This is a genomic window from Pseudophaeobacter sp. 1A16562 (assembly GCF_041008785.1).
Lineage (GTDB): Bacteria > Pseudomonadota > Alphaproteobacteria > Rhodobacterales > Rhodobacteraceae > Phycobacter > Phycobacter gallaeciensis_A.
In genome coordinates, this window is the sequence record NZ_JAXGFT010000013.1 from 26,681 (window position 1) to 52,000 (window position 25,320).

Consider the following 25,320-nt stretch of genomic DNA (forward strand, 5'->3'; position numbering starts at 1 on the left):
CCGCCAACCGGTCAAAGTTTTGCCTGCTTGCCATGGTGTGTATGGCACAGCACACTTTGCACGTTAATCTGCCCAGCGGCGCGACCGCGGCAAACCAAGAGATGTTGAATGGGTCCTATCTACTCCTTGCCGGATCTTCTGGACATGCTGCGCCGCCGTGCGTTGGTGATCCTTGCGATTGCCGTTCTGGGCAGTCTGGTGTCGCTGTTTCTGGCCGCCCGACAGCAGCATTTCTACGAAAGCTCCGAGGTCATCCAGGTCGCACAGCCGACAATCGCAGATGATCTGGCCAAATCAACGGTCGAAGGATCCACCGCGCGTCGCATGCAGCTGATCGAACAGCGACTGATGGCGCGCAGCTCTGTACTGGAGATTGTCGAGGCGTTCGATCTATATGCCGATATGCCGGACCTTAGACCTTCGGACCTGGTTACGCTGGTGCGCGAAAACGTCTCGATTACCGGGGTAGCTGCGGTGCGCGAAGGCTTTGCCGATGATGGTACCATCGCTGTTTTGACCATCACCGCCCGCATGCCCAGCCCTGAACAGGCCCAGGCGGTTGCAGCGGAATTTGGGCGCCGGACGATCGAGCTCAGCGTCAGTACCCGTATCGAGCAGGCGCGGGAAACGCTGAATTTCTTTACCGCAAAGGAAACGGCCGTGGCCAAGGAACTGGCGGCGCTGGACGATGAGATCGCCTCCTACCGGACCGAGCACGACGTTGCTCAGCCGGGGGCGTTGGAAATCCGCCAAGGGGAAATTGCCACGCTGAACGAGGCGCTGCTGGATATTGACCGGGAGCAGATCCAGATCCGTCGGGCGGCAGATCAGGCGATGTCCAATGAACGCCCGGCAACAGCGCAGCGCATGCTTGAAGAATTCGAAGAGCAGCTTGCTACCCTGACCGCGCAGCGCGATCTTCTGACCCGGCGCAAGGCAGAAATCGAAGCGTCACTAGAAACCTCTCCTGAGGTCGAGCGTCAGCTCGCCGCCTATGACCGCAGGCTGCAACAGCTGCAGAGCGAACTGGAGACGACACGTGCTCGCCGCAACGAGGCCGAGATCGGATTCCGTCTGGAAACCGCGCGCCAGTCCGAGCGGTTGACAGTGCTGGAACCAGCTGCCTTGCCCGATTACCCGGTAACCGGGGGACGTAAGCGCACGGCGCTTTTGGGCGGCGCCGCCAGCCTGCTCGCCGCTTTGGTGATTGCCTTCCTTCTGGAGCTACGAAAGCCGGTGCTGCGCTCGGTCGCGCAGATGAAGCGGGAAACTGGGCTAATGCCGGTTGTCACCATCCCGGAAATGAAGTCCCCCGGCGGAAAACGGCGCTCAGGCAAAGGGCGGCGCAGCTGATCGTTTGCCTTGTGAGGGGACCGTCACGACCAAAAGCCGGGCGTGCAGTCCCAGTTGTCCTGCCGCAGGGGCGGCTGTAGGGCAGGCGGTGGATCAGGGGGCTAGCGCCTTGATCAGGGTCAGCACCGCATCTTGATGCCACCAAAGGGCGCCGCCTCCGACCAGAACAACCAGAAAGCCACAGACCAGATCGTGCAGGGGATCCCAGGCGCCGTGGCGACGGGCCAGCCAGATCAGCACCGGATAGGCGCCCAGCATCGCCAGTCCCAGCGCTGCAATACCGCCGGGCAGCCCGAACCAGTAGCTGCCGAGTAAGAAAAGTGCTGTTTGCAGCAGGGCGCGGCTGGCGGTGAAGACAAAGAACGCCCGGCTATCTCCGGCGGCCAATGCGGCCTGATCGTAGGTCATGGTGATGACGGCCGGGGCCAGAGCCAGTGAGATCAGCACGATCATCGCGCCCGCCTGCTGATAGCGCGCATCATAGAGCAGATCTGTCAGCCAGGTGCCGATCCAGGCCATGATCAACAGCAACGACAGGATCACGGCGCTCAGACCTGCGCGCAGCAGGCGGTGTTTGCGCCGGTTTTCCGGCGGGCCATCGGCGGGCTTGTCGCGGTACACCGGAATCATCAGCCTCTGGTTCACCGCATGGCCCAGCAGCATCGGGAAACTCGCTAGAAAGTAGCCGATATTATAGACGCCCAGCACATCCAGCGGCACAAAGCGGCCCAAGATAGCCCGGTCCCCCTGCGAGGTCAGGAACCAGAAGGCCGTGGAGAGGAATATCCACTTACCAAAGCGGATCAGCTCCTGCGCGGCGCGGGGTTCCCAGCGAAACCGGTTTGTCTGTCCCGGCAGGCCGAAATGGGTCAGCGCCAGTTTCGCCGCGGCCTGAATGACCCCGCCCAAAACCAGCGCCAGAACCGATCCTGTTGCCCATGCCAAAAGCACCATAGCGCCGATGCCAAGGGCCTGCGCCGCGAGATCCAGTGCAGTGAGGCGCCCGACCAGCAAGTGCCGGTGCGCAGTCTCGATGCGGGTCGGGTTGAAGCCTGCGATGGCGAGGCCAATGCCGGCGATCGGCAAGTAGAGCAGCAGATCCGGGGCCTGATAGAGCCAGGAAACAGGCCAGGCCAGCAGCAGAGTCATCCCCCAGAGACCGAACCCGCGGACAACTTGAATGGTCCAGGCGGTGTTGAGAAAGTCGGGATCATCGCCGCGTTCATTCTGCGCAATGGACGGGCCGATCCCGACATCGGAAAACAGCGAAAGGCCAACGGTCACCACGCTGACCAGTGCCATCAGGCCAAAGGCCTCGGGGAACAGCAGCCGGGCTAGGATCAGATTGGCGCCAAGCCGCAGTGCCTGGCTGCCGCCATAGCCGATCATCAGCCAGGAGGCCGAGCGCAGCACCCGCGCCAGCAGACCCTGGCCGGAAAACAGCGCGGCTTGCTTAAGCATCTGACCTCCTGATGGTTTTCTGCACGCTAGGCAGGGCGGCGCGGCGCGTCAATCGACATGCAACTTTCGGCGCTGCCTAAGCACGAAACCCGGCAGTTGCATGCGACAATCCGTTGGCTGGGCAGTGATTGATGCGCCGTCGTGACAGGCAGTGGAGCAGCGCGACGGCGGAAACTTCTGCTGCCAACGGCGCTCTCCCGCCCATCTTGCCCACGGCTGAGCCGCGTGTGCGACGGTTGGGCCTGGCGCCGCGCAAGCGCGGCGCGGTGGCGTCAGTCCGCAGGCGTCAGGAGGCCTAGCGACCTCTCGCCCAGCGTGTCTTGGTCCTGAACAGTGGCGTTTTTACCGTCAGGCTGACCAGCGCATAGGCGGCAAACCCCAGCGGGTCGCGCAGGAAGAGACGCATCAGACCCGATGCGCCGAGACTTCGTTTGTCATCGTTTTCCAACAGATGCGGAAATCGCTTGGCGATTTCTTCGACGCCGACATTCTGCCGCCTGCGCACCCGCACCAGATTGGCAAAACCTTCGACCATCGGCCAGTCATAGCGGGCGGGCACACGAATGCGCTCGGCAGGGGCAAAGGACAGCCGTGCGAATGTGTCGTCCGAGATGATGTCGGGCCAGTCCTGCCAGCGCTCACGCCCGGTGCGGGTCATGGCGAAAAGACCAAAACCGGGGGCGCCATCCGTGACAAAGGGCAGTCTGGACCAGAACTGCCCATAGGCGCGGGTCAGGCAAGAGCGGGCCCGGGCGACACGGGGGCTGCCACTGGCATAAAGCGGTCGCTCCGGCGTCAGAGCTCCGGCCAGTTGCGCCAAGAGAGGCGGGGTAACAGTGACATCGGCATCAAGATAGACCAGCACAGCGCCCTTTGCACGGGCATCCCCGGCGTTGAGCGCGGCCAGCTTGCCGCCCTGTGGCAGGTCGATCACCTTGCGGCTCCAGCCTTGGGGAAGGGTGACAGAACGGGCAATTTCAGCGGTGTCATCAGTGCAGCCATTGGCCAGCACCAGAACCTCGGCCGGGCCGGGCAGCGGATCAGAGGCAAAAAGTGCCTCAAGACAGGGGCGGATATACGCCGCCTCGTTATGGGCCGGGATCAGCACGGATATCATCGGTGTCATTTCACCGCCTCCAGCACCCGCCAGCGCGGGTTGTCGTCGCTGAGCGTGCGCCGCGCACCCCAGCTGCCCCATTTGCCGGGCACAGCCACATCGGCATAGGCCGCGAACAGGGTGCCGCCATGCTTGGCCCAGCCGTTCAGCATCTTCGTATAAAGCGCGGCCATTTCTTCGGTGTAATTAAAGTGGGTGAAAAAGCCGGTCAGCTCTGCGTCCTCGACCATCTGGCCGACACCCACCACATGGCTGCCGCCCTCGTACATGATTAGGTCCAGCCCGTATTCGTCGGCGACGGATTTGTGATAGGGCAGCTCCTTGTCCAGAAAACCGGCCATAGCGCCATTGCCGTCCTCGCTGAGGAGGCCATCCTCGATTTCCAGCATAGCCTGCGCCGTTGCCACATCGTACTGATGCGCCTCGATATAGGCCGCAGCCTCAGCGCCCTGCAGCCCCAGATCGGCGGCGGTAGAGCGGGCCCGGTCGCGGCTGTCGGCGATCCAGGCGCGTACCATGGGGGCGCTGTCGCGCAGGCCAAGCGTGCCGCCGAAATAGCCGGTGATCGCATAGGCATCGAAATAGCGCGCCGGGGGCAGGCGGTCTGGCGCCCCGGCCACCCAGAGCGGTGCGTTCAGCACCTGTTCCTCAAGGCCCGGCCAGCCGGTCTGACTTGAAATCACCCGCACCAGTTGCTGCTCGGCGTCTGTGCCAAAGACATCGGTCCAGATCCGCGACATTTCCGCCGCCCGCCCGCCGTAGAACTGCATCCAGAGGTCACTGCCGCCCCAGAGGCTGCGAGCCTGCTCGTCGGCCCATTGGGCCTGTGCAAATTGCCAGTTCCAGACCTCGTTAGAGTATTCCACATAGGCACGTAGATCCTCGTCCAGGCCGCCATCCACCAGCTGGGCGAAATTGCGCAGATAGCTGTCGTCGGCCATATGGGGCATGTTGAACCAGGGATCGGCGCCCAGCGTATTGGCCAGCGCCAGCAGGATCTCGGCCGGAACGCCCTTGCGCGCCCAGGTGTAATCGGAGACCTCCGGGCGGTCTTCCCAGCCAACCTGTTCGGAATCGTTGGTCTGCATCCAGTCCATAAAGCGCAGCACGTCAAACCCATCCAGCATGTCGAGCCAGAGTGGGTTGAACAGGGCGCCATCTTCATAGGCCTGCAGCTGATCGGCGTGCACCACGGTGATGTTGCGGACATAGTCCGCCCCGCGCCCGGTGCGCTGAATGCGGATTTCGACCGGGCCGGGGCCGGGGGTAAAGTCAAAGGTGATCTCGCCCTTGCCGTAGCGGACGTTTTCGGCGCGGCCAGAGACCTCGACAATGCCGGAGCCGTCAAAGCGCAGCACATAACGTCCGGCAAGCGAGTGCGCCGAGGCGGGCAGGTCGGTCAGGATGACGGTGCCGATGGAGCCAAGCTCGGGCGGCATGGCGGTGGGCCAGCCCTGTGGGTCCAGATAGCCTGCGGCGGCAAGATCGTCATGGCCGACGCCGCCCCAGCGCCCCGGCAGGTGGCCGATCCACGGGCGGGCAGTCTTGAAATGATCAAGGAAAGGCGCCTGCGGGCTCCAGTCGGCGACCTCCATCAGGTTCATGGCGATCGGTTGGCGCGGCGGTGCCTTCGCAACAGTCTCGACGGCAGTGGCAGAGGCCGCAACCTCCTCATTCAGGTGCGGCGTGACGGGGTCGGAGGGCAGCGGCGGCGGGTCGGGCGGCAGGGCGGCGGTGCGCACCTCCTCGCCTTGGGCCGCGGCCCAGGCGATCTCCTGCAGCCGCCGGGCCAGTGCGGGAGCAGGCGCCGGATAGGCCTTGCCCCAACGATCCTTCAGCCGGTGCGGCAGGCCCATTGGGCTGTGTCCGGTCAGAACCGCATATTGCAGCGCGCTGATATAGTAGAACCCGGTGGCATTTGGGTGGATGTCATCGGAAAAGACTTCGGAAATCTCGGTGAGGCCCGGCACCGTTCCGGCCCGGATGGCATCGTCCAGACGCGCCATGGCCTGCCCGGCGGGAAGTAGGCGCATATCACCACCGACACTGTCGTTGACTTCATCCACCACAGCCTGCCAGCGGGGCAGGTCCTGCTCCAGCCGGTCACGCCAGGCGATATCGGCGCCTTCGTCAAACGGCACCTCGGTGCCGGTTCCGCTGCTGAGGCTGTGCCAGGTTTCCTGCAGATAGACCGCGGCATCCGGATTGGCATCCTTGGCCAGTTGGTAATAGCGGGTGACGGTCTCTTCGGTTTTGCTCCATTTCAGGTGATTGGCCAGCGGAAGGCCCTCGGTGAGGATCACCGCGTCGACTGGGGTCTGGAGCCGCTCGCGGGCGTTCACCCCTTCGGCGCTGTCGCCGTGCTCCCAGTTGTAGCTGAGCGGCGCGCCATTGATGATCTGCGCTTCGACGGTGGCACTGCTACTGGACTGACGCAACAGCTGTTCCAGCATGGCGGGATTGTCCTGGCCAAACAGCGAATGGCCCACCATCAGGACCGAGGTGATCAGTGTTTCAAGGTTCATCCGTTCTGGCCTGCGTCAGAGAGACCCGTGCGGGGGATCCCTGTCACCACCTGCCAGACGATTTGCTGCACCGTCTCGGCAGCGGCCGGTGACAGCGCCGTCGCTGCCTCTCCATCCGGTCGCGACAGCTGGTGCGGCAGGCCAACAGGGGAGCGGTGATAGAGCACGGCATAGTGGGCGAGGGCGACAATATAGGCGCCCAAGTCGTTGATATGAATGGTATCCTGTGCGCCCTCTGGGCTCTTGGCGAAAAGATCCGCAATATCGCTCAACCCGTCGATCTGGCCTGCATCAATGGCCCGTGCGACAGCGGCCATGACCTGTCCGGCAGGGATCAGGTAGACTGGGCGTTTGGGATTGCGACGCGTGTCTGATCCGAGCACCTTGCCCAGCCAGAGCCGGTCCAGATCGCTTGCGATGCGCGCCTGCCAGCCGTTCGGGTCATCGAGGTGATGCCAGGTCTCATAAAGATAGATCCGCGTGTCAGGCGAAGCATCACGGGCCAGCGCGGCCCAGCGGCGCATGTATTTGGCGGAGCCGAAATACTTCACCGCGTCGCGCAGCTCGACCATTTCTGTCAGCACCACCGCATCATAATCGCCGGAACCGATGGCCTCTTTGGCGTCGCGCCAGATGGGGGCCTGGTTCACCAGATCGAAATGAAGGATCGTCTCCTCCGGCTCCCAGTGCTGCTTTAGCGAGGTGCCCGACCCGAGCTGGCTATTCCAGCTGTGCCCCTTGGGGGCAAGCTGCGCCAGCATATGAGGCATCACAGGGCCGACCAGAGAGTGGCCAAGGTGATAGACCTTCATTGGATGCTCTGGCGGGGTCAGCACCGGCACCGGAAACGGCGCGGCCTGCAGGGGCAGACTGGCCCAAATCCCATGCAGGCAGGTCGTCAGCGCCAGAAGCAGAGATCGTTTTCCCATTGCTCACGCCTCCAGGCTTGCTGCGGTGAAAATGATACCTTCCCCGATGACATAGGCGCCGTCGATCAGGGCGCCAGTGCGAAACGGCGGGCGGTCGGCGGTGAAGGCGGCTACGAAACGTCCGCGCCGGACCGTTTCACCCACGTCTTCTGGTTCGATCTCCAATTCCATGCCGTCAAAGCCAAAAAACTGTTCACTGACAGTATACTGGCATTTATAGGCGGCTTCCTTAGCGGAGAAGATCAGCTTGGCCATTTGGCCGGGGTTGTCCTGTGTGCTCAGCCAGTCCTGTTCGCGGGCAGAGCAGATCGCGGGCCGCAGGTCGTCTTTCAGCGGGGTGTCTTCCTCGACGTCGATGCCAATCGCGCGCCGGGTCTGTGTTGAGGTCACGGCGGCAAGGGCGCAGCTGTGGGTATGGGTGATCGATCCGGTCAACCCTTTGGGCCAAATGGGCGCGCGGGATTTGGCAATCACGATGGGGCAGGGTGCCCGGCCAAGATCCTGCATCGCCCGGTGCGCAGCCGCCCGCCCGGCGGCAAATTCGCGGCGGCGTTTCTCCACGGCGCTGGGCGACAGGCAGGCGCGCTCTTGCGGGAAGGGATCGGGCAGCGTCCCCAGCGGGTTGGCCGCCCCCAGCGATATGCCCGCGCCAAAGAGCGGCCGGACCAGAGCCAGCCGCGCATCGGTTGTCTGATCAAGGGGGGCGGGGCTGTCAGTTATCATCCGGTCCGGGCTTTGCGGCTGGCGCGCATCGCCCGCCGTTTCGACATGGTTTCCGATTTGGCCGCCTCGGCTACGGCGGCCTGTTCTGCATCGGCCGGATCATCCGGCGATTCCGCGCCGCCTGCAAGCCCTTCGATATGAGCGGCAAGACCGGCGAGCGTTGGGAAGCGGAAGATGTCGGTGATCGACAGTTTCGGCACCTCAAGTGCCGTGCGGATGTCCCTGTGCGCCTGCACCGCCAGCAGGGAATGGCCGCCAAGGACAAAGAAATTGTCCTGCGCGCCGATCCCGTCGAGACCAAGAATCTGCTCCCAGATCGCGGCGATCTTGCCCTGCGCACCGCCTTTGGGCGGTGTTGCTGCGGTAGGCGCGGCAACCCGCGCCGGTTTCGGATCGGGCAGTGCCTTGCGGTCGATCTTCTTGTTGGGGGTCAGCGGGAAGGCATCCAGCGTCACGATATGCGATGGCACCATCACCTCGGCCAGCCGGGCCGAAAGCGCCTGTTTCAACGCAGCCTCCTGCACCGGAGCAGAGGTGGTGATATAGCCGACCAGTTGTTCTCCCGCGCCGATCTTGCGCGGCATGACAACCGCGCCGGTGACGCCGGGCTGGACGGCCAGGGCTGCTTCAATCTCCCCAAGTTCAATACGTTGGCCGCGGATCTTCACCTGATGGTCGGTGCGTCCCAGGAAATCGAGCCGCCCGTCCGCCCGCCAGCGCACCAGATCGCCGGTGCGATACATCTGCCCGCCGCCAAAGGGATCGGGGACAAACCGCTCCGCTGTCAGTTCGGGCCGTTGCCAGTAGCCTGCGGTCACGCCGTGCCCGGCGATGAACAACTCCCCCGGCGCCCCGATGGGCTGCGGCGCGCCGGTAGCATCCAGCACGTAAACTTGGGTATTGGCGATGGGCGCGCCGATATCGGCGATGCCTGCCGGAACGTCATCAAGGGTCTGCATGGTCGACCAAATGGTGGTTTCGGTCGGCCCGTACATGTTGTGGATCTGCCCCGGTCCCGCCTCGCGCAGATCACCGGCCAGATCGCCGGGCAGCGCTTCGCCCCCCACCAGAAGATGCTTCAGGTGCGGCAGCACCATGCGGGCCTCATCGTTCTGCACCATCATCCGGGCCATCGAAGGCGTACATTGCATATGGCTGACGTCATGGCGCAGGATCTGCGCCGCAAGTGAAAAGTCATCCTCGGCTAGGTCCTGCGGGGCGTTGGACAGGCGCAGCACCTCGGCCAGCGGTTTCAGGCCGTCCAGCACCACCTCAGGCGCGATGCCATAGTCGATGAGGCAGGCAATCTCGTCCACGCCGATGCGCTTCAGTTGCTCGACCCGGGCGACGCCATCCTGCACGGTGCCGAAGAGGCCCGAGTCCTCGAAATAGCGTTCGAAGGCAAAATCGAGGATCGCATCCAGTTCTTCCTCGGAGAGGATGCCAAGATCCATTTCGAATGGATTGTTGACGCCTTTGGGTTTCTTAAAGGCGGGGAAGGCCCAGGCGTATTGCTTGATCAGACCCGCGGCAGAGCGCAGGTAATCCTTCATCGGCTCGCGCGCGGTCTGACGGGCCTCCTCGCGGCTGTCGGCCAGATAGGTGTGCAGCATCAGCGTCACGGTGAACTCCGCCGGATCATGCCCGGCGCCGCGCAGGGCGTCGTGATAGATGCGGATCTTGCCCGCGACCTCATCGATGCTTTGCCCCAGAAGGTGGGTCAGGACATTGGCGCCGATCTCGCCTGCCTCGCGCCAGGTGTCGGGGTTGCCAGCCGTAGTGACCCAGACCGGCAGTTCGCTGGACACGGGACGGGGCTGAGTGAGCACCGCATGGGTGCCGCCATCCTTGCGCGGGAAGGCGACCTCTTCGCCGCGCCAGAGTTTGCGCACGGTTTCGATGGCTTCGTACATCGCCGGTTTGTTGGCCGGCGGCGTATTCTCCGGGCGCAGGATGAAATCATCCGGTTGCCAGCCTGCGGCAAAGCCGATACCGGCGCGCCCCGCCGTCAGGTTGTCGATCACCGCCCATTCCTCGGCGATGCGCGCAGGATGGTGCAGCGGCGCCACGCAAGAGCCGGAGCGCACACCGATATTCTGCGTCACCGCCGCGACGGCTGCCCCGGTGACCGAGGGGTTCGGGTAGGGACCGCCAAAGGCGTGAAAGTGCCGCTCGGGCGTCCAGACCGCGTTGAACCCATGCTGATCGGCGAATTTCGCACCCTCCAGCAGCAGGTTGTATTTGCGTGGGCCGGGGCCATCATCATTGCCCCAGTAGAAGAGGTTAAAGTCCATCTTCCGGTCCGAGATGGCAATCGGCCCGTTGGATAGCTGCAGGCGGCTTTCATCGCTGGATAGCACCAGTTTGAAGCCGCGCGCGAGGGTCCAGAACAGCTCCAGCACCGAGATATCAAAGGAGAGGCTGGTCACCGCGAGCCAGGCATCGCCGGGCTGATGGGGAATGCGCGCATCCATGGCGGCAAAGAAATTCGCCACATTGGCGTGGCGCACCATCACCCCCTTGGGCAGGCCGGTAGAGCCGGAGGTATAGATCACATAGGCCAGATCCTGTCCGGTGGCGCCGCCATCAACAGGCGCGACACTCGGGGCGGGGGCATCCGCGCCATCCAATACCAGCAGTTGCGCGCTTGAGGCGGGCAGGCTGCCGTGCAGGGCGACTTGGGTCACGATGACATCGGCGCCGCTGTCCTTGATGAAATGGGCAATCCGATCCGCAGGGTAGGCGGGGTCGAGCGGCACATAGGCGCCACCTGCCTTCATCACCGCAAGGGCGGCCACCACCAGATCCGGGCTGCGGGAGACGTAGATCCCCACATGGCTGCCGGGTTTGACGCCCATGTCCTGTAGTCTGGCCGCGACCCCGTTGGCGCGGGCATTGAGGTCTGCGTAGCTGAGGCTCTGATCCTCGAACACCAGCGCCGTGGCCTCGGGTGTGCGGGACACCTGCGCGGCAAATGCGGCGTGGATGGTCTGATCCGGGCCCGTGTCTGCGGCTGTCTGGTTCCAGTCGCTGAGCAACACCCGGCGCTCATCCTCGGGCAGGACCGGCAGATCGGCGAGAGGGCTATCAGCCTGATCCGGGGTGGAAATGGCGCCCAGCAGCAGCTCCAGCCGCGCGGCGAGCAGCTCCGCGGCCTTTGGTGTCAGCCGGGCACCATCCACATGGAGCGCAAGCACCCCATCCGCCCATGACACGGTCGCGACGCAGCCTGGCAGAGCTGCATCCCGTCCCATGGACAAACCAATGCCGGGCTGTGCCTGCGGTGCCAGTTCCGGCGCGCGGGCAATCAAATCCTCGGCAAACCCGCCTGTTGCGCGGGCTTTTTCAATCTCTTTGGCGACGCGGTCCTGCAGATCCGCGAGGGTGTCGTCGCGCTGTCCCTGCACCGGAACCCAGCCAGAGACAAGCCCCGCCAGCGGTGTCATGGTCTCAAGGCTGAGGGCAATATCGGCGACCTCTTCCCCCGCGCTGCGCAGGGCCCAGGTCAGGACTGCGGCGGCGATCTGTGCCTCTGTCAGGCCATCCGGCGCTGCAATGGGACGGCGGGTGAGGCCGCTGTCACCGGTCGGTTCTGCAAGGGGAACAGCGACCGGGCGCATCGCAGCCAGCGCGCGGCGCCAATGGCTTTCGCCTTTCTGTGTCTTGGCAAGGGCTTCGGTGATCGCGTGCTTTTCCGCCGCATTCAGGACCGGCAGCGCATCGCCCGGCTTGCACAGACCGACAGGCGCCCGTTTGCGTCCTGCAGGATCGGTCAGACCGCCGAGCCGCACCGCGCCATCGCCGCAGGCCACGGTCAGGCTGTCCTTGCTGACCTCGATCACACTGCCGGGCGCGCCTGCGCCCTCGACCGCCTCTGCGCTGCCGACCAGCAGAATATTCTCGCCGATGGCGCATTTCGCGGCGCAAAGCGGGTTCCAGTAGCCGCCAAAGTCAAGCGCACGCACCAGACGGGTGATCGCCGCCGCCGGGGCGGTGAAATCGATCAGCGCGCCTGCCGCGGGCCGGTCGCTGCGGGCGTAATAACTGCGCTGGCTCAGGTCCTGTGGCTGGCGGTTGAGTGTGCCTGCCTCCAGCTGGTCTATCACCGTGCCAAAGCTATCCATCGCGGCGGCATAGCATTTGGAGTTGAGGCTGAAGGCGGTGTCATCCGCCGCCACATCGAACAGGCGCTGGGCGAGGATATCGCCTTCGTCGATGCCGCCTTCGATCATGTGCCAGGTGATGCCATAGCTGTCGGCGCCCTCAATCAGCGCCCAGTTCGGCGCGTTGAGGCCGGCGTAACGTGGCAGCGGCCCGTCGTGAAAGTTCACCGCGCCCTTGGCGGCCAGCGTCAGCACCCGGTCGGGAATGACCCGCAGGTTGGCAATGGAGAGCAGCCAGTCAAAGCCTTCGGTCAGCGCATCCGGGCTGGCGTGCACTGGGATTCCGTGTTTTTCGGCCCAGCTGCGAATACCATCATCCTGCGACACGACGGCAGAGATTTGATGCCCGCGCGCCAGCAGCGCATCGCCGCATCCCACCGCGAGGGATTCATTGCCGATGATGACTGAGGAAAATTGGCTCATTTCTGTTCCTCCGGAACATGACTGTGAGGGCGCGTTTCACGTATTGCTGTCTTGGGGCGGATCGCCGACCGCAGCGCATGGGTCAGCAGATCGCGCAGGAAATGCGGCGCATCCGCGGCTGGCTTTTTCTGGATCAGTCGCCGCAGCCCATAAAGGCCGCAGCCGAGGACGCGCGCCAGCGTGGCGAGGGTGGCGTAGATCACCCCGTGCGTCTTGACGAAATAATGCATGCGGGAATCGAACCAGTAGGTCGGTGTGCGGTCCCAGGACTTCATCCCGGTCGAGGCCGAGCCGAGATGCGCCACGGTGCTGGTCGGCACGTAATGGGTGCGCCATCCGGCCTGCGCGGCGCGCTTGCACAGATCTGTTTCCTCGAAATAGAGGAAGAAGCTTTCGTCAAAGCCACCGATATCCTCGATCACTTCGCGGCGGATCATCAGGCTGGCGCCAGCGGTCCAGTCGACCTGGGTCTCTTGCTGCGGCATATCCATCGCCACCACTGCATGGGACAGCAGCCGGGTCACGATACCGGTGCGGGCGGCCATTTCGAACTCCCCCGCGATCGAGGGGAAGCGGAAGGCGGTGCGGTGGGGCACATCATCCGTGCCATGCACAAAGGATCCGGCGAGGCCAGCACCGGGGCTGGAAAGGAGAAATTCCCGCAGCCGAGAAATCGTCGTGCCCTCTACAAAGGCATCGGAGTTCAGCAGGTAATAGAACCCCGGCGCGCTGCCATCGGGCAGACCGGCCTCCATGCCGATGTTCATGCCCGCGCCAAAGCCACCGTTGACGGGCGAACGGATCAGCCGCAGTTTGCCGCTGTCCAGCCAGCCCCGGCTGGCGGCGCCTGCCTGCAACTTTTCCCATGAGTTATCGCCCGATCCGTTTTCCACGATCACCACGGCGCCGGGCAGATCTTCCATTTCCGCCAGCGCTGCCTCTGCCGCCTGCAGCGTCATCTGCGGGGTGCGGTAGTTTAGGATGATGGTCAGAACGCTGTCGCTTTGGAACTGTGGGGGAGGGGCCATGGACATCTACTCCGCCGCCTGATTACGCACTTGCCCGGCATGTACCGGTGCTGGCGCAGTATAGCCAGCCTCGGCCCGGTCCAGTCGCGCTTTGACCTCGGCCGCCAGAACGCTGACGTTGGGTACCAGCACCATGCTATCGTGGTCACCGGGCACTTCGATCACCTCGATCTCCGGCGCCCAGCGGGTCCAGTCGTTGTCGGCAAAGACATACTCCCGCTCGGCGCTGACCCAATTGCCACCCGAGACCTGCCAGTGCTGGTCCAGTGGCGGACGGAACAGCGACATGGCGCCGTCCCAGGGCTGCAATTCATAGCAGGCAACAGCGGCGCGGAAGCCCATTTCGATCTGCCGGTTGTTAAAGGCAGGCGCGGCGCCTGAATCGTTGCTACCTTGGCGGCGTTGGCGTTTTGCGATCTCCCAGGCAACGCGGTTGCGCGCCCATTCCGCCAGATAGGACGGTCCCTTGCGGCGCAACTCCTGCAGTTTGATTAACGCCTTGTCCTGTCGGCTCAGCGGTGGGCGCACCGGCAGCGGTGTGTCGAGCAGGACCAGCGCTGCGGTTTCCTCTCCGGCAGCCTTCAGCTGCTGCGCCATTTCATAGGCCGTGATGCCACCGCCCGAGAAACCGCCCAGAAGATAGGGGCCCTGCGGCTGGATCTGCCGCACCTCGTGCAGGTAATCGGCGGCGGCCTTGGCAATGTTGTCATGGGGCGCAACGTCCCCGATCAACCCGCGCGCCTGAAGGCCGTAGACCGGGCGGTCGCTGCCCAGCATCTGGGCCAGATGCCGCAGGTTCAGCACGTTGCCAAACATGCCAGCCACAAGGAAGAAAGGACGCCGACCGGTGCCATCTCCAGAGTGCAGCTTGACCAGATGGGTAAAGGGTTCTGGCCCTGCCTCATCGGTAGTGTCCGGGGCCTGCGCGCTGCCTTCGGTGGTCACGCCGCCACCTGTTCGGGCGATAATCCTGGTCGCCAGATCAGCAACGCTTGGGGCTTCGAAGAGGACTGACAGGGGGAACTCGACGCCAAAATCCCGCTTGATCTGGGCAAACAGCCGCACCGCGATCAGGGAATGCCCACCCAGATCGAAGAAGCTGTCGCGGGTGCCGACCTCGCCCACCCCCAGAAGGGTCTGGAAATATCCCGCCAGGACCTCCTCAACCGCGTTTTCCGGCGCTACGTAATCAGTGTCGAGCTGCGGGCGCTCAAAACTTTGGCTGTCCGATGGGGCCTCGGAACTGGTCATCTTGGCCTGTTCGATCAGGGCAGGCAGATCAAGGGCTGAGACCACGACCTGCGACAGGCCGCCGGAATTTGCCGCGGCAAGGGCGCGCGTCAGGGCCTCGCCCCCTTCTTCGGCGCGGATGCCGTTTGCGATATTGTGGTGAAGGCGGCGTTCCTCGGGCGACAGGGGCTGGGCGCTGCCACCTTTGCCCATGGCAATATCGGCGGCGCTGACATCAGCCGCCGCAGTTGCAGCGGGAGCCAGAGCCTGCGTCATCCGCTGCATGCGGAAGCCTTCGATCTCGACCAGAACCCGCCCTGTATCATTGCATAGCGTCACGTCGAATACGGCGGTCCCTTCGCCAGCGGCGTCGGCGGCTTGCGCGGACAGGCGCATGTGGCTGTGGATTGTCTCGGTCAGTGGCGCATGGATGCGGATGGCCCGGTACGACAGGGGCACCCAAAGGTGGTCAGGGCTATAGCCCGGCGCCAGCGCGATGGCCCAGCCGGTTGCCAGATCCAGCAGCCCCGGGTGCAGAATCGTTCCGTCGGATTTGGCCGCATCGGCCAGTTGCAGTGTCGCGATCCCTTCGCCACTCCCAAAGGCCATGCGCTGCAGCACATGCCAGCGCGGGCCAAAAAGCAGGTTGGCCTCCTGCGGGGATTTCAGCCGCGCGCCATCGGTTTCGGTCTGCGACGGGCAGCGAGCGGCAAGAGCTCTGAGGTCAACAGGCGCCGCCATGGTCTGTGTTTCTGCAAATGTCACCTTGGCCTCGGCATGCAGGGCATAGCCTTCGCCGCTAGCGGTGTAGAAGGACAGCGCGTAGCCGTCTTCCTCGGCCAGCAGCCGGATCAGCAGATCTGCCGGGCTGTCATCGGCGACCACAAGCGGGCGCAGGAAGTAAAGGTCGTGCAGTTCAAAGGCCGGAAGCGCGCCATCCTCGGCCATGCCAAGGGCCGTCATCGCCTCTGCAGCCAGTTCGATGTAACCGGTGCCGGGCATCACTGCGGTGCCATCGGCGGTGCGGTGTTCATTCAGCAGCCAATGACGGGCCGCCTCGAGCCGGGTGCGGTAGATCCGGTTGCCGCTGCCATCAAATCCTTCGCTGTCCAGCAGGGCCTCTGCGCAGGGCACAGGATCCGAGGGGCCGTCACTGCCTTGCCGCGCGGCCATCGCTTCGGAGGCCATGCCGGTATCGGCCCAGACGCCCCAATCTACCGCCACGACACGGGTCTTGCCGCCCCGGCGATGCGCTGCCCATGCATTGAGGTATTCGTTGGCGGCGATGTAGTCCACCTGTCCCGCCGGTCCCGTCACCGTCGAGGAAGAGGAGAACAGCACCATCAGATCAAGGCTGCCATCGGGGAACAGGCTGTCCAGAACTCGCAACCCGCTGACCTTTGGGGCCAGGACCTTGGCGATCTGTTCGTCCGATTTCGCCAGCAATGGCCCGTCATCGATACTGCCCGCGCCATGGATCACCCCGGTAAGGGGGCCAAAGCGGTCCTCGGCGGCCTTCAGCGCGGCGCGCATCTGGCCGGAGTTGCAGACATCGGCGGCCAGCGGCAGCACCGCGCCCTTGCCGATCTCCTCCAGCACCTCGACCGCGCGGATGCGCGTGGCGGTGCGGTTGGCGGGGCTGTGACTACGCAGATATTGCGCCCATCCGCCGCGTTCGGGCAGGCCCTCGCGCGAAATCAGGATGACATTTGCGGCGTATTCTTCCAGCAGGTGCCGGGCGATTGAGAGGCCAATGCCACCATAGCCACCGGTGATCAGATAGGTTCCGCCTTTTTTGAAGGTGGGCAGCTCGGCAGGCGGCAGTTCGACCGGGCGCCAGTCCAGCTCATAACGTTTTTCACCGCGCCAGGCGGCGGCTGTGCTGGTCGGCTCGGCCAGAAGTTCCTCAAGCAGGCGAGAGGAGATATCTGGCGCCGCCGCGCCCTTGATCCGGGCCAGCAGACCTGTTTCTGCGCGGGGAAGTTCGATGTCCACCGTGGCGCAGGAGAATCCAGGCAATTCGCGTGGGATCACCCGGGCAGGACCGGCGATCATCGCCTTTTCCGGATCCGGCAAAGCCTCGTCCCGCAACTGCGCGGCGCCGGTGGTGAAGACGGTGATGTGCGGCGGCTGGGGCAGATCGGCGCTGCCAAGCTCCTGCGCCAGCGCGGTCAGGGCGTAAAACCCGGTTTCCAGATTGCGGTCAAAGAAGGAGCTGCCGGGGCGGAAGGTCTCGCCGTCGGTCGCTAGCCAGAAATGCGCAATCCGGGTTGGCAGCATCTCGGTCCGGGCCAGATCCGCCAGCAGTGCAGCATAGCCCGCGCGGCCCTGTTCGGGCGCCAAGATGTAAGAGGTCGGCGATAGCTGCGCATAGGTATCCCCGGTGCGCAGCCGCACCACGGCGTGCCCTGCCGCCACCAGCCTGTCCGCCACCTGAGAGGCAAGGCCGATGTCGTCTTCGAAGATCAGCCAGCATTGCGGGTCCTGATCCAGCTCGGTGTCCACATCCAGCGCGCAATCGGCAAGGCGCGGGCGCCACGCCGCACGGTAACCCCAGTTGTCGATGTCATCATGGCGGGCGGGCAGGGGAGCCTCTTCGACCTGCGCGGCGGTGCCGGGTTCGATGAAATAGCGGCTGCGCTGAAAGGCATAAGTGGGTAGCGGCAGGCGATGGCGCTTTGCCTCGCCCCAGATCTGATCCCAATCGGCGTCATAGCCGCAGGCCCAGAGCCGACCTATGACGCCAAAGAAATAGGCATCATCCATCACATCCTGTTCGGGATGGCGCAATGAGCTGAGCGCCTGTCCAGGGGTGACCGCCGGGGCCATTTGCGCCAGCGCACTGAGCGCCTTGCCCGGGCCGACCTCCAGATAGATGCGGCCCGGCACCTCGGCCAAGCTGTCGATGCAGGCGCCAAATTGCACAGTGCCGCGCAGCTGGCTGACCCAATAGTCGGGGTCGGTGGCCTGCTCTGGCGTCAGCTGGGCGCCGCTGCGGTTGGACATCACCGGGATCTGCGGCGCCGACAGGGTCAGACCGCGCAGGAAGGCGCCGTATTGCTCAAGGATCCCATCCAGCATCCGCGAATGGGCCGCAATATCGATCTGGATCCGCTGATGGTCGATGTCGCGTGCGCTCAGGTCCTTGGCCAGCCGGTCCAGCGCCGCTTGCGGACCGGAAACTGCGGTCAGGCGCGGCGCGTTGACGCTGGCGATATCGAGATCGTCACCGATCAGTGCCTCCACCTCGGCCAGCGGCAGGGAGACGGACAGCATGCCGCCCGCAGGCACGGTGTCAAAGAGCTGCCCGCGCAAGAGCACCAGATCGATGCAATCCTCGAATGAGATCACCCCTGCCAGACAGGCGGCGGTGTTTTCGCCCATGGAATGGCCGACCAGCGCAGCGGGGCGCACGCCCCAGCTGATCCAGAGCTGCGCCAGCGCGTATTCCACGATCATGATCAGCGGCAGCTGCACCGAGGGCTTTTGCAGGGCTGCATTCGCGGCCTCCTCCTGCCCCTCTTCGGGGAGCCACAGGGCGCGGATGTCATAGTCGAGGCTGGCTTGGAGGTGATCAATCCCCCGGTCCATCCAGTCGGCAAAGACCGGTTCGGTTTCGTAAAGGTCGCGCGCCATGCCCGCGTATTGTGCACCACCGCCCGGGAACATGAAGACGACCTCGGGCGCATCGCCCAGATGGTCGTGTGTAAAGACCTTGCGTGGATCGCCAGTCTCCAAAAGATCGGCGGCCTCGCTTGCGGTTTCGGCCACCAGCACCCGACGCTTGGCAAAACCGCGCCGCCCTTCCTTCAGAGTATAGGCCACATCGGCCAGATCCACCTCGGGGTTCTGGCGCAGCCACGCGGCCAGCGCGGCGCTGTTGTCGTCAAGCGCCGCCTTGGACCGGCCCGAAATGCAGAGCACATGGAAGGGGAAATCGCTTTCGTCGGAGGCGCCGCGGTCTGGCGCTTCCTCCAAAATGACATGGGCGTTGGTGCCGCCAACCCCCAGCGCGTTCACCGCGGCACGTCGCGGTCCGGAATTGGACTGCCAGTCGCTGAGAGCGGCGTTGACCTTGAACGGTGAGCCGTCGAAATCAATGGCCGGGTTTGGTGCCTCGTAGCCAAGCGAGGCCGGGATCTGCTGATGTTTCAGCGCCAGCGCGGTCTTGGCCAGCCCAGCGACCCCTGCGGCCGTATCGAGATGGCCGATGTTGGTCTTGACCGAGCCGATGCGGCAAAAGCCGCTTTCCTCGGTGCTGTCGCGGTAGGCTTCTGTGAGGGCGGTGACCTCGATTGGATCACCTAGGTAGGTTCCGGTGCCATGGCATTCCACATAGTCGATGGTCTCAGCCGCCACATCCGCTGCCGCCAGCGCTTTGCGTACGGCAGTGGCCTGCCCTCCGACCGAAGGCGCCAGATAGCCAGCCTTGTCGGCGCCGTCGTTGTTGATAGCGGAGCCCTTGATCACGGCCCAGATATGGTCGCCATCGGCGATGGCATCCTCCAGCCGTCTGAGCGCCACCGCCCCAGCACCAGAGCCGAAGACGGTGCCCTGCGCCCGGTGGTCAAAAGCATGACAATGGCCGTCGGGCGACAGGATCTCGTTTTCCTTGTAAAGGTATCCACGCCCCTGCGGCAGCTCGATGGTGACGCCGCCTGCCAGCGCCATGCCGCATTCCCCTTCGCGCAGCGCTTTGCAGGCGTAGTGCACCGCCACCAGAGAAGTCGAGCAGGCGGTTTGAATGTTGACCGATGGCCCTTTCAGATCAAAGACATGGCTGACGCGGGTCGACAGGAAGTCCTTGTCGTTGCCGGTGTGGCGCAGCAGGAACATGCCGACCTCGTCCACCAGGGCGGGGTTCGAGCAGATGTTGAAATAGAAATAGCTGCCCATGCCGCAGCCCGCGTAGACACCAATGGGCGCATCCATGGTTTCGGGCGGGTGGCCGGCATCCTCCATGGCGCCCCATGCGACCTCAAGGAACTTTCGGTGCTGGGGATCCAGAATGGCGGCTTCCTTGGGGCTGAAGCTAAAGAAATCGGCATCGAATTCGTCATAGCCCTCAAGACGCGCTGCGGCAGGCACATAGTTGGGATCGCTGAGGACAGAGGCCCGTTCACCGGCTTCCAGCAGGCTTGCCTCGTCCAGCACTTCGATGGATTCAATGCCGTCACGCAGATTGCGCCAGAACGCAGCAGCTGACTCGGCGCCAGGCAGGCAGACGGACAGTCCGACGATGGCGATGTCACCGGAGTAGGCGTCGGCGCGTGTTTGGCTCTCGTCTTTGTTTCCCAACTTAGTCTTCACCTTTTACGCGTCTTACGCATCAACCCTGAACCGAAACCCGCAGCGCCGTGAAGGTGGAACGGCCGGTCGTCTTTTGTCAATCCCTTCAACCCCTTGTCGCGCCCGGTTAACCTCTGTTCCGAAATAGGAAAAGCCCCCGGGAAAGCGGGGTCCTAGGAATAATAAACCGAGATGCGGCTGGGTTGAATTCAGTCAAAACCTCGGAAACATGACACCCGAGATCCTGATTGCCCAAGGCCAGAGTGATCGCCATATGCGGCCAAGCTATGGACGGATGGTGACCAATTACGCCGGAAACGCGATAAAAATGAGGCAGCAAGGGCAAAAGCTTGCAAAGCGTCTGTCACAAGACACTGCGTGGCCCCGAAGCCTGTTCCGACGTTCCAATGGCTTGCTGTCGGTCAAACAGGCTGCGCTTACTGCGAAATACGTCCGGATTGCGCAGGCGTTCGGCATATCCCAGCACAGAGCCTGCACAAAGCCAGGTGATCGGGATGAGTGTGTCATTCAACAGCATATCGGCCAATGTGGCGGCTAGGATCAGGGCGATCGGTGTTGCATAGGGGGAGAACGCGTGGCCCCGGTGGCGGCGGATTTCCCAAGCGAGCAGAAAAATCGGCAAGGTCAGCATGCCCATTTCGGCAATGTAACCCAGCCAGCCAAATGCGCCGAAAGTGATGATCCAGCGCCCGTCGGGCACAGATATGATCCGGCCGGTTTCCATGTCGCGCACCAGATTGCGCCCCCAGCCCCCCCAGCCGAACCAGGGCTTTTCGGCCGCCCGCTCCAGCATCATCGCCTCGTTGTGGAACCGGTAACCCAGGGACTGTGCCCGCTCGGTGCTGATTGCCTCTGCCTGTGCCAGAATGGCGTCGGTTGGAATAAGTCCCTGGTTGCGCAGCATCGGATAGGTCACCGCGATCACCGCAATTACCATCGCCAGACGCATTTGCCAGCGGGCCGGGGCCAGGGCCACAACCGGCACGATGGAAAGCCCGTAGGCAAGCGAAGCCAGACTCTTGCACAGGTAGAGCACCCCAAAGAGATAGACAGCGGCGAGGGCGAATTTGGTCCGTTCCCGCTCCTGTGCGGCCCGGGCAAGTGCGACAGCTGCAACAACGGAGGAAAAGATGAAGAAGGCCAGCCACAACGCATGCGGCAGGAACACGATGGGACGAAATCCGCCCTGCCGCATCATCTGGCCGAAATCGTGCTGGAAAAATCCATAGATCCAGATGTTGAGCTGGGGACTCAAGCGGATCTCGAACAGCGACGGAATGCTATAGGCCAGACCGGCAAGGCAGAGGGCCAGCAACAGTTCCTTCTGTCCCGCTTCGCAGGACAGATAGCGTCGGGCCAGCAAAAACGGCATCAGCACTATGATCTGATTGATGATCACTGATCCCAAATCACGCCAGCGCAGTCCAGGTAGCATATCGGTCAGAAAGACGATCGGGCCGGCCCCTTCAAGCACCTGAAACAGAACGGGATCTTTATTCGTCATGACCGTCGGGATGACGCATAGGACAAACAGGATTGTCAGCGCACGGGCCAGCGGATGGCGCGGCCACAGCGGCACCGGCTTGCGCAACAGCCAGACGCAGAGGCCAAAAGCGACGACCGAAGGGATCGTGAACTTGTCCATGTCCGGCACCAGCGGCAGGTCGAACTCGGCCAGGGGCGGCAGCACAAGATAGCCACCGATGAAACACCACAGGATTGCCCGTTCCAGCGGCAGCCGCAGGAACAGCAGCAGGCTGACCAGCGGCCAGATCAGCAGCATCATATTGGCCAGGGCGTTGGGCATCGGCGTTCGGGACTCTCGATGGTGACGATCACAAACGATCAGTAATGGCCTGTTTTATAGACCTTACCTGTCAAAGTTTACGTAAACTTGCACCTCGTGTCCCGCTGAAATGCGAAATCGGGTAAACGGATGGCAACAATGCCACGTTTACCTATGCGCACCCCTGCCGGACTGGTCCAGACGCGGGCAGACGGGTAATCAGTCCTTTGCAGACTGGATTTATTGGCAGGGTTTGCAGACAGGGATGAGGCGGACTGGTGTATTTCGAGTTTCAAGGCACACGGATTGAGGTCAACATCGCGGACCGGCCCCGGCTGGAGAGTGAGGTCCTGTTGCGGTTTGCAAGCGGTGAAGGCTTTGCTCTTGCTACGGTCAATCTGGATCATCTCGTCAAACTGGAAACAAGCGCCGATTTTCTGGCCGCTTATGCGGCGCAGGATCTGGTTGTTGCCGATGGGCGCCCGGTGGTCTGGCTGTCACAGCTGGCGGGCAGACCGGTTGAGCTGATGCCGGGATCGGACATGGTGCTACCTCTGTGCAGGCTGGCCGCAAAAGCTGGGGTGCCGGTGGCGCTGATTGGCAGTACTGCCGAGGCGCTTTCGGATGCCTCCGCTGCGCTGACAGCCAAGGTGCCGGGACTTGATCTGGCATGGTGCCATGCGCCCTCTGGCGTGTTCGACTCCGCAGGCCCCGAGGCGGAAGAGATCCTGCGCAACTTGGATCAAAAGGGAATTCGCCTGTGTTTCCTTGCGCTTGGTGCGCCAAAGCAGGAGCTGCTGGCGGCGCGCGGGCGCGAACTAGCCCCGGGCGTCGGGTTTGCTTCGGTCGGTGCGGGTTTGGATTTTCTCGGTGGGCACCAGCAACGCGCGCCACTGTGGATGCGCAAACTGGCACTTGAATGGCTTTGGCGGGCGCTCAGCAGCCCCGGCCGGATGGTTCCCCGTTATCTTAAGTGTTTTGCCATCCTGCCCCGCCAGATGCGGAGCGCCCTGCGCATCAGACGCAGCTAGCCGCCCTCAGCCGAGGCCCGGATGTGTTGACTATAGTCCTCTGACGCGATCAGAAACCCCTTGTCCTGCAGGGTGGCGATATCCGGCGCCCGCAGCGCCGCCTTGGACCACAGCGACAGATTGGAGTTGCTGGACAGAACCGACAGGCGCAATTGGTCCTCACCATGCGCGATGGCCGCCTCGGCAACGGATTTGCGGTCGCGCGCCAAGCTGTCGTTGGCGAATTTATAGTGCTTAAGCAGCCCTGTTATCGGCGCCAGTGTCACCCCGGTGGCGGCATGGGGATGCACGCCTGCCTCAACCCCGGGACCGACAAAGGCCAACGGGTGTTTCGTCAGGCAGCAATGCTCTGAAAACACCTTGGCGCGCACGCCGCCAAACAACACTTGCAGTGGCTGCGAACCACCCACGGCGATCCGGTTCTGGTTCAAAAAATAGGAAAGCCCGGTGTCCGGCGCGTCATAGTCATGGGCGGTAATCGCGCTGAGGTCGCACCATCTGAACTGGCGCAGCACCTCGGGGTAGGTCATGTCCGCGACCTCGGCCAAAGGCGTTTTGGGGAACATTTCCAGCATCTGCGCCATCATGGCGGTATATCCGCGCGCGGACATGTAGCGCGTCAGCCCCTGAAGTCCGATCTCAGTGCGCCCTTCGAAATCAAAAATCTCGTCCATATCCACGATCAGGCACCAGCGTTTTTGCGCATAGCGCTGTGCGGCATAGCTGCGGAACATGTTCTCGAACTGGCCCCAGGGCAGGCGCGATTGCAGGATGGCGGTGCCCGGTCTTTCGCGGATCCGCGCAATCGTGTCATCCTCCGAGCCGTTGTCGAAGAACACGAAATGGCGGATGCCAAGGCTGCTGTAGTGATCGAAAAACGCGTCGAGGTAATAACTCCCGTCACGCACAAGGGCGATCAGGGTGACCTCATCCGGGGCTGCAAAGACGCCGCGCGGCCCGTGCAAGTGACGCAGCGAGGACAGGAACCGCATCCGCTGATAGGTTCGGCCGAGCCGTTTGCGCAGCCGTAGGGCGACGGAGCTTGGTTCGGCACTGTCCTTCATTTGCATCTGTTTCCTTCAGCTTAGGTGCGGCCAACCTAAGGCGAGGGCCGTATCTGCGGCAAGATGTGTTTGCCGATCCTGGCACGGGCAATGGTTGCGCCAACATTTGCATTTTGCTATTCGATGCGGCAGCTTAAAATAACAGCACCCGACAACCGGGGCGCCCGAGGAGGCTGACAGGAATGGCATCGGATCTGACCGTATTGGTGGGGGATGTTGGGGGCAGTAATACGCGGCTGGCTCTTGCGGGGCCGGAGATCGGCGTGACAGGGCTCAAACATTTCCCGAACGACAGCTATTCCAGCCTGGATGAGGTTCTGGCCGCCTATTGCGCGCAGCCGGATCTGCCGCCCTTACAGGGCTGCTGCCTGGCCGTGGCCGGGCCGGTTTATGGTGGAACCTACCGGCTGACCAACCGAGACTGGCATGGCACGGCGGCTGGGCTGGCTGAGAGATTGCCGCTGGAGCCCGGTGGCGGGGTCGATGTGGTGAATGACCTAGCCGCCCTTGGTCATGCACTGCCGGTGCTGATCCCCGGACAGCTGTCCTCGCTGCGCGCCGGGCGCCAGCAGGGAGAGCAGGCACTGGTGGCCGGTGTTGGCACCGGCTTCAATGTCTCGCTTTCGGCCGGTGGGAACACGATCGAGGCGGAACTGGGTCACGCCAGCCTGCCGGAGCCGCTGGCGCAGGAGTTGGCACGTCTTCTGCGGCGTAGTCCGGAGGAATTCCCCAGCGTGGAAGAGCTGTTTTCCGGTCGCGGACTCGTGCGGCTGCACCGCGCCCTTGGCGGCGATCCCTCCGAAGGCGGGGCAGAGATCGTTGCCGCCTTTCAGGATGGCGAAGAACACGTCGCGCAGCGCAGCGTGCCTGCCTGGGCGCGGCTGCTTGGGCTGTTGGCCCGCGAGCTGGTGCCTGCCTATATGCCGGGTCAGGGGATCTTCTTTGCCGGTAGCGTCGCCCGCGGGGTGCTTGGCACCGGTGCGCGCGGTGATTTTCTGGCGGCCTTTGCCGAACCGGGGGGCAAACTTGCCGCGCAATGCGCCACCACGCCCCTATGGCTGATCACCGATGATGCTGCCGGCGTCAGCGGCACCGCCCGCTATGCCATCGAAGCAGCGCAGCGCCGGGGTGCCGCACCCGTTCGGGCGTAATCGGTCGGCTACCAACGCGGAGCGGA

Annotated in this window: 13 protein-coding genes; 3 read left to right on the top strand and 10 right to left on the bottom strand. The window is 63.6% G+C overall.

Translation table 11 applies throughout. The features are described 5' to 3' along the window. Positions 1 to 108: 108 nt before the first annotated feature. Positions 109 to 1,353 (top strand): GumC domain-containing protein, encoded by a 1,245-nt coding sequence (locus SM764_RS17175; protein ID WP_369002310.1) that lies wholly within the window; start codon positions 109 to 111, stop codon positions 1,351 to 1,353. 93 nt (positions 1,354 to 1,446) lie between these two features. Here SM764_RS17175 and SM764_RS17180 read toward each other — a convergent pair whose 3' ends face one another. The 9 genes from SM764_RS17180 to SM764_RS17220 form a co-directional block, all read right to left on the bottom strand. Next, complete coding sequence (locus SM764_RS17180) at positions 1,447 to 2,814, bottom strand: oligosaccharide flippase family protein (protein WP_369002311.1); 1,368 nt, start codon at positions 2,812 to 2,814, stop codon at positions 1,447 to 1,449. Between the two features lie 295 nt (positions 2,815 to 3,109). Beyond that, complete coding sequence (locus SM764_RS17185; protein WP_369002312.1) at positions 3,110 to 3,940, bottom strand: glycosyltransferase family 2 protein; 831 nt, start codon at positions 3,938 to 3,940, stop codon at positions 3,110 to 3,112. Next, positions 3,937 to 6,456 carry a hypothetical protein gene (locus SM764_RS17190; protein ID WP_369002313.1) on the bottom strand — a complete coding sequence of 840 codons (2,520 nt, stop codon included), beginning with the start codon at positions 6,454 to 6,456 and terminating at the stop codon, positions 3,937 to 3,939. The genes SM764_RS17185 and SM764_RS17190 overlap by 4 nt, the downstream gene beginning before the upstream one ends. Further along, positions 6,453 to 7,385: a hypothetical protein gene (locus SM764_RS17195; protein ID WP_369002314.1), complete on the bottom strand. Its 933-nt coding sequence runs from the start codon at positions 7,383 to 7,385 to the stop codon at positions 6,453 to 6,455. The genes SM764_RS17190 and SM764_RS17195 overlap by 4 nt, the downstream gene beginning before the upstream one ends. 3 nt (positions 7,386 to 7,388) lie before the next feature. Further along, positions 7,389 to 8,108 (bottom strand): 4'-phosphopantetheinyl transferase family protein, encoded by a 720-nt coding sequence (locus SM764_RS17200; protein ID WP_369002315.1) that lies wholly within the window; start codon positions 8,106 to 8,108, stop codon positions 7,389 to 7,391. Beyond that, a complete protein-coding gene (locus SM764_RS17205) occupies positions 8,105 to 12,694 on the bottom strand; it encodes a MupA/Atu3671 family FMN-dependent luciferase-like monooxygenase (RefSeq protein ID WP_369002316.1) in 4,590 nt (1,529 codons plus the stop codon). The genes SM764_RS17200 and SM764_RS17205 overlap by 4 nt, the downstream gene beginning before the upstream one ends. Next, entirely contained in the window at positions 12,691 to 13,722 is a 1,032-nt protein-coding gene (locus SM764_RS17210) for a glycosyltransferase family 2 protein (RefSeq protein WP_369002317.1), read from the bottom strand. Before SM764_RS17210 ends, SM764_RS17205 begins: the two co-directional genes overlap by 4 nt. Positions 13,723 to 13,728: 6 nt before the next feature. Then, positions 13,729 to 20,250, bottom strand: a complete 6,522-nt coding sequence (locus SM764_RS17215; RefSeq protein WP_369002318.1) for a type I polyketide synthase — start codon at positions 20,248 to 20,250, stop codon at positions 13,729 to 13,731. Positions 20,251 to 20,605: 355 nt separating this feature from the next. Then, positions 20,606 to 22,069: a hypothetical protein gene (locus SM764_RS17220; RefSeq protein ID WP_369002319.1), complete on the bottom strand. Its 1,464-nt coding sequence runs from the start codon at positions 22,067 to 22,069 to the stop codon at positions 20,606 to 20,608. 257 nt (positions 22,070 to 22,326) lie between these two features. Here SM764_RS17220 and SM764_RS17225 point away from each other — a divergent pair, with 257 nt between their 5' ends. Next, positions 22,327 to 23,079: a WecB/TagA/CpsF family glycosyltransferase gene (locus SM764_RS17225; RefSeq protein WP_369002320.1), complete on the top strand. Its 753-nt coding sequence runs from the start codon at positions 22,327 to 22,329 to the stop codon at positions 23,077 to 23,079. Here the strand turns inward: SM764_RS17225 and SM764_RS17230 are convergent. Beyond that, positions 23,076 to 24,143, bottom strand: coding sequence for a glycosyltransferase family 2 protein (locus SM764_RS17230; protein ID WP_369002321.1), 1,068 nt, complete (start codon positions 24,141 to 24,143; stop codon positions 23,076 to 23,078). The genes SM764_RS17225 and SM764_RS17230 overlap by 4 nt on opposite strands. A gap of 182 nt (positions 24,144 to 24,325) precedes the next feature. On the opposite strand from SM764_RS17230, the gene SM764_RS17235 reads away from it, so the two are divergent. Next, on the top strand, positions 24,326 to 25,294 hold the full coding sequence (locus tag SM764_RS17235) for a glucokinase (RefSeq protein ID WP_369002322.1): 969 nt from the start codon (positions 24,326 to 24,328) through the stop codon (positions 25,292 to 25,294). Positions 25,295 to 25,320 lie beyond the last annotated feature (26 nt).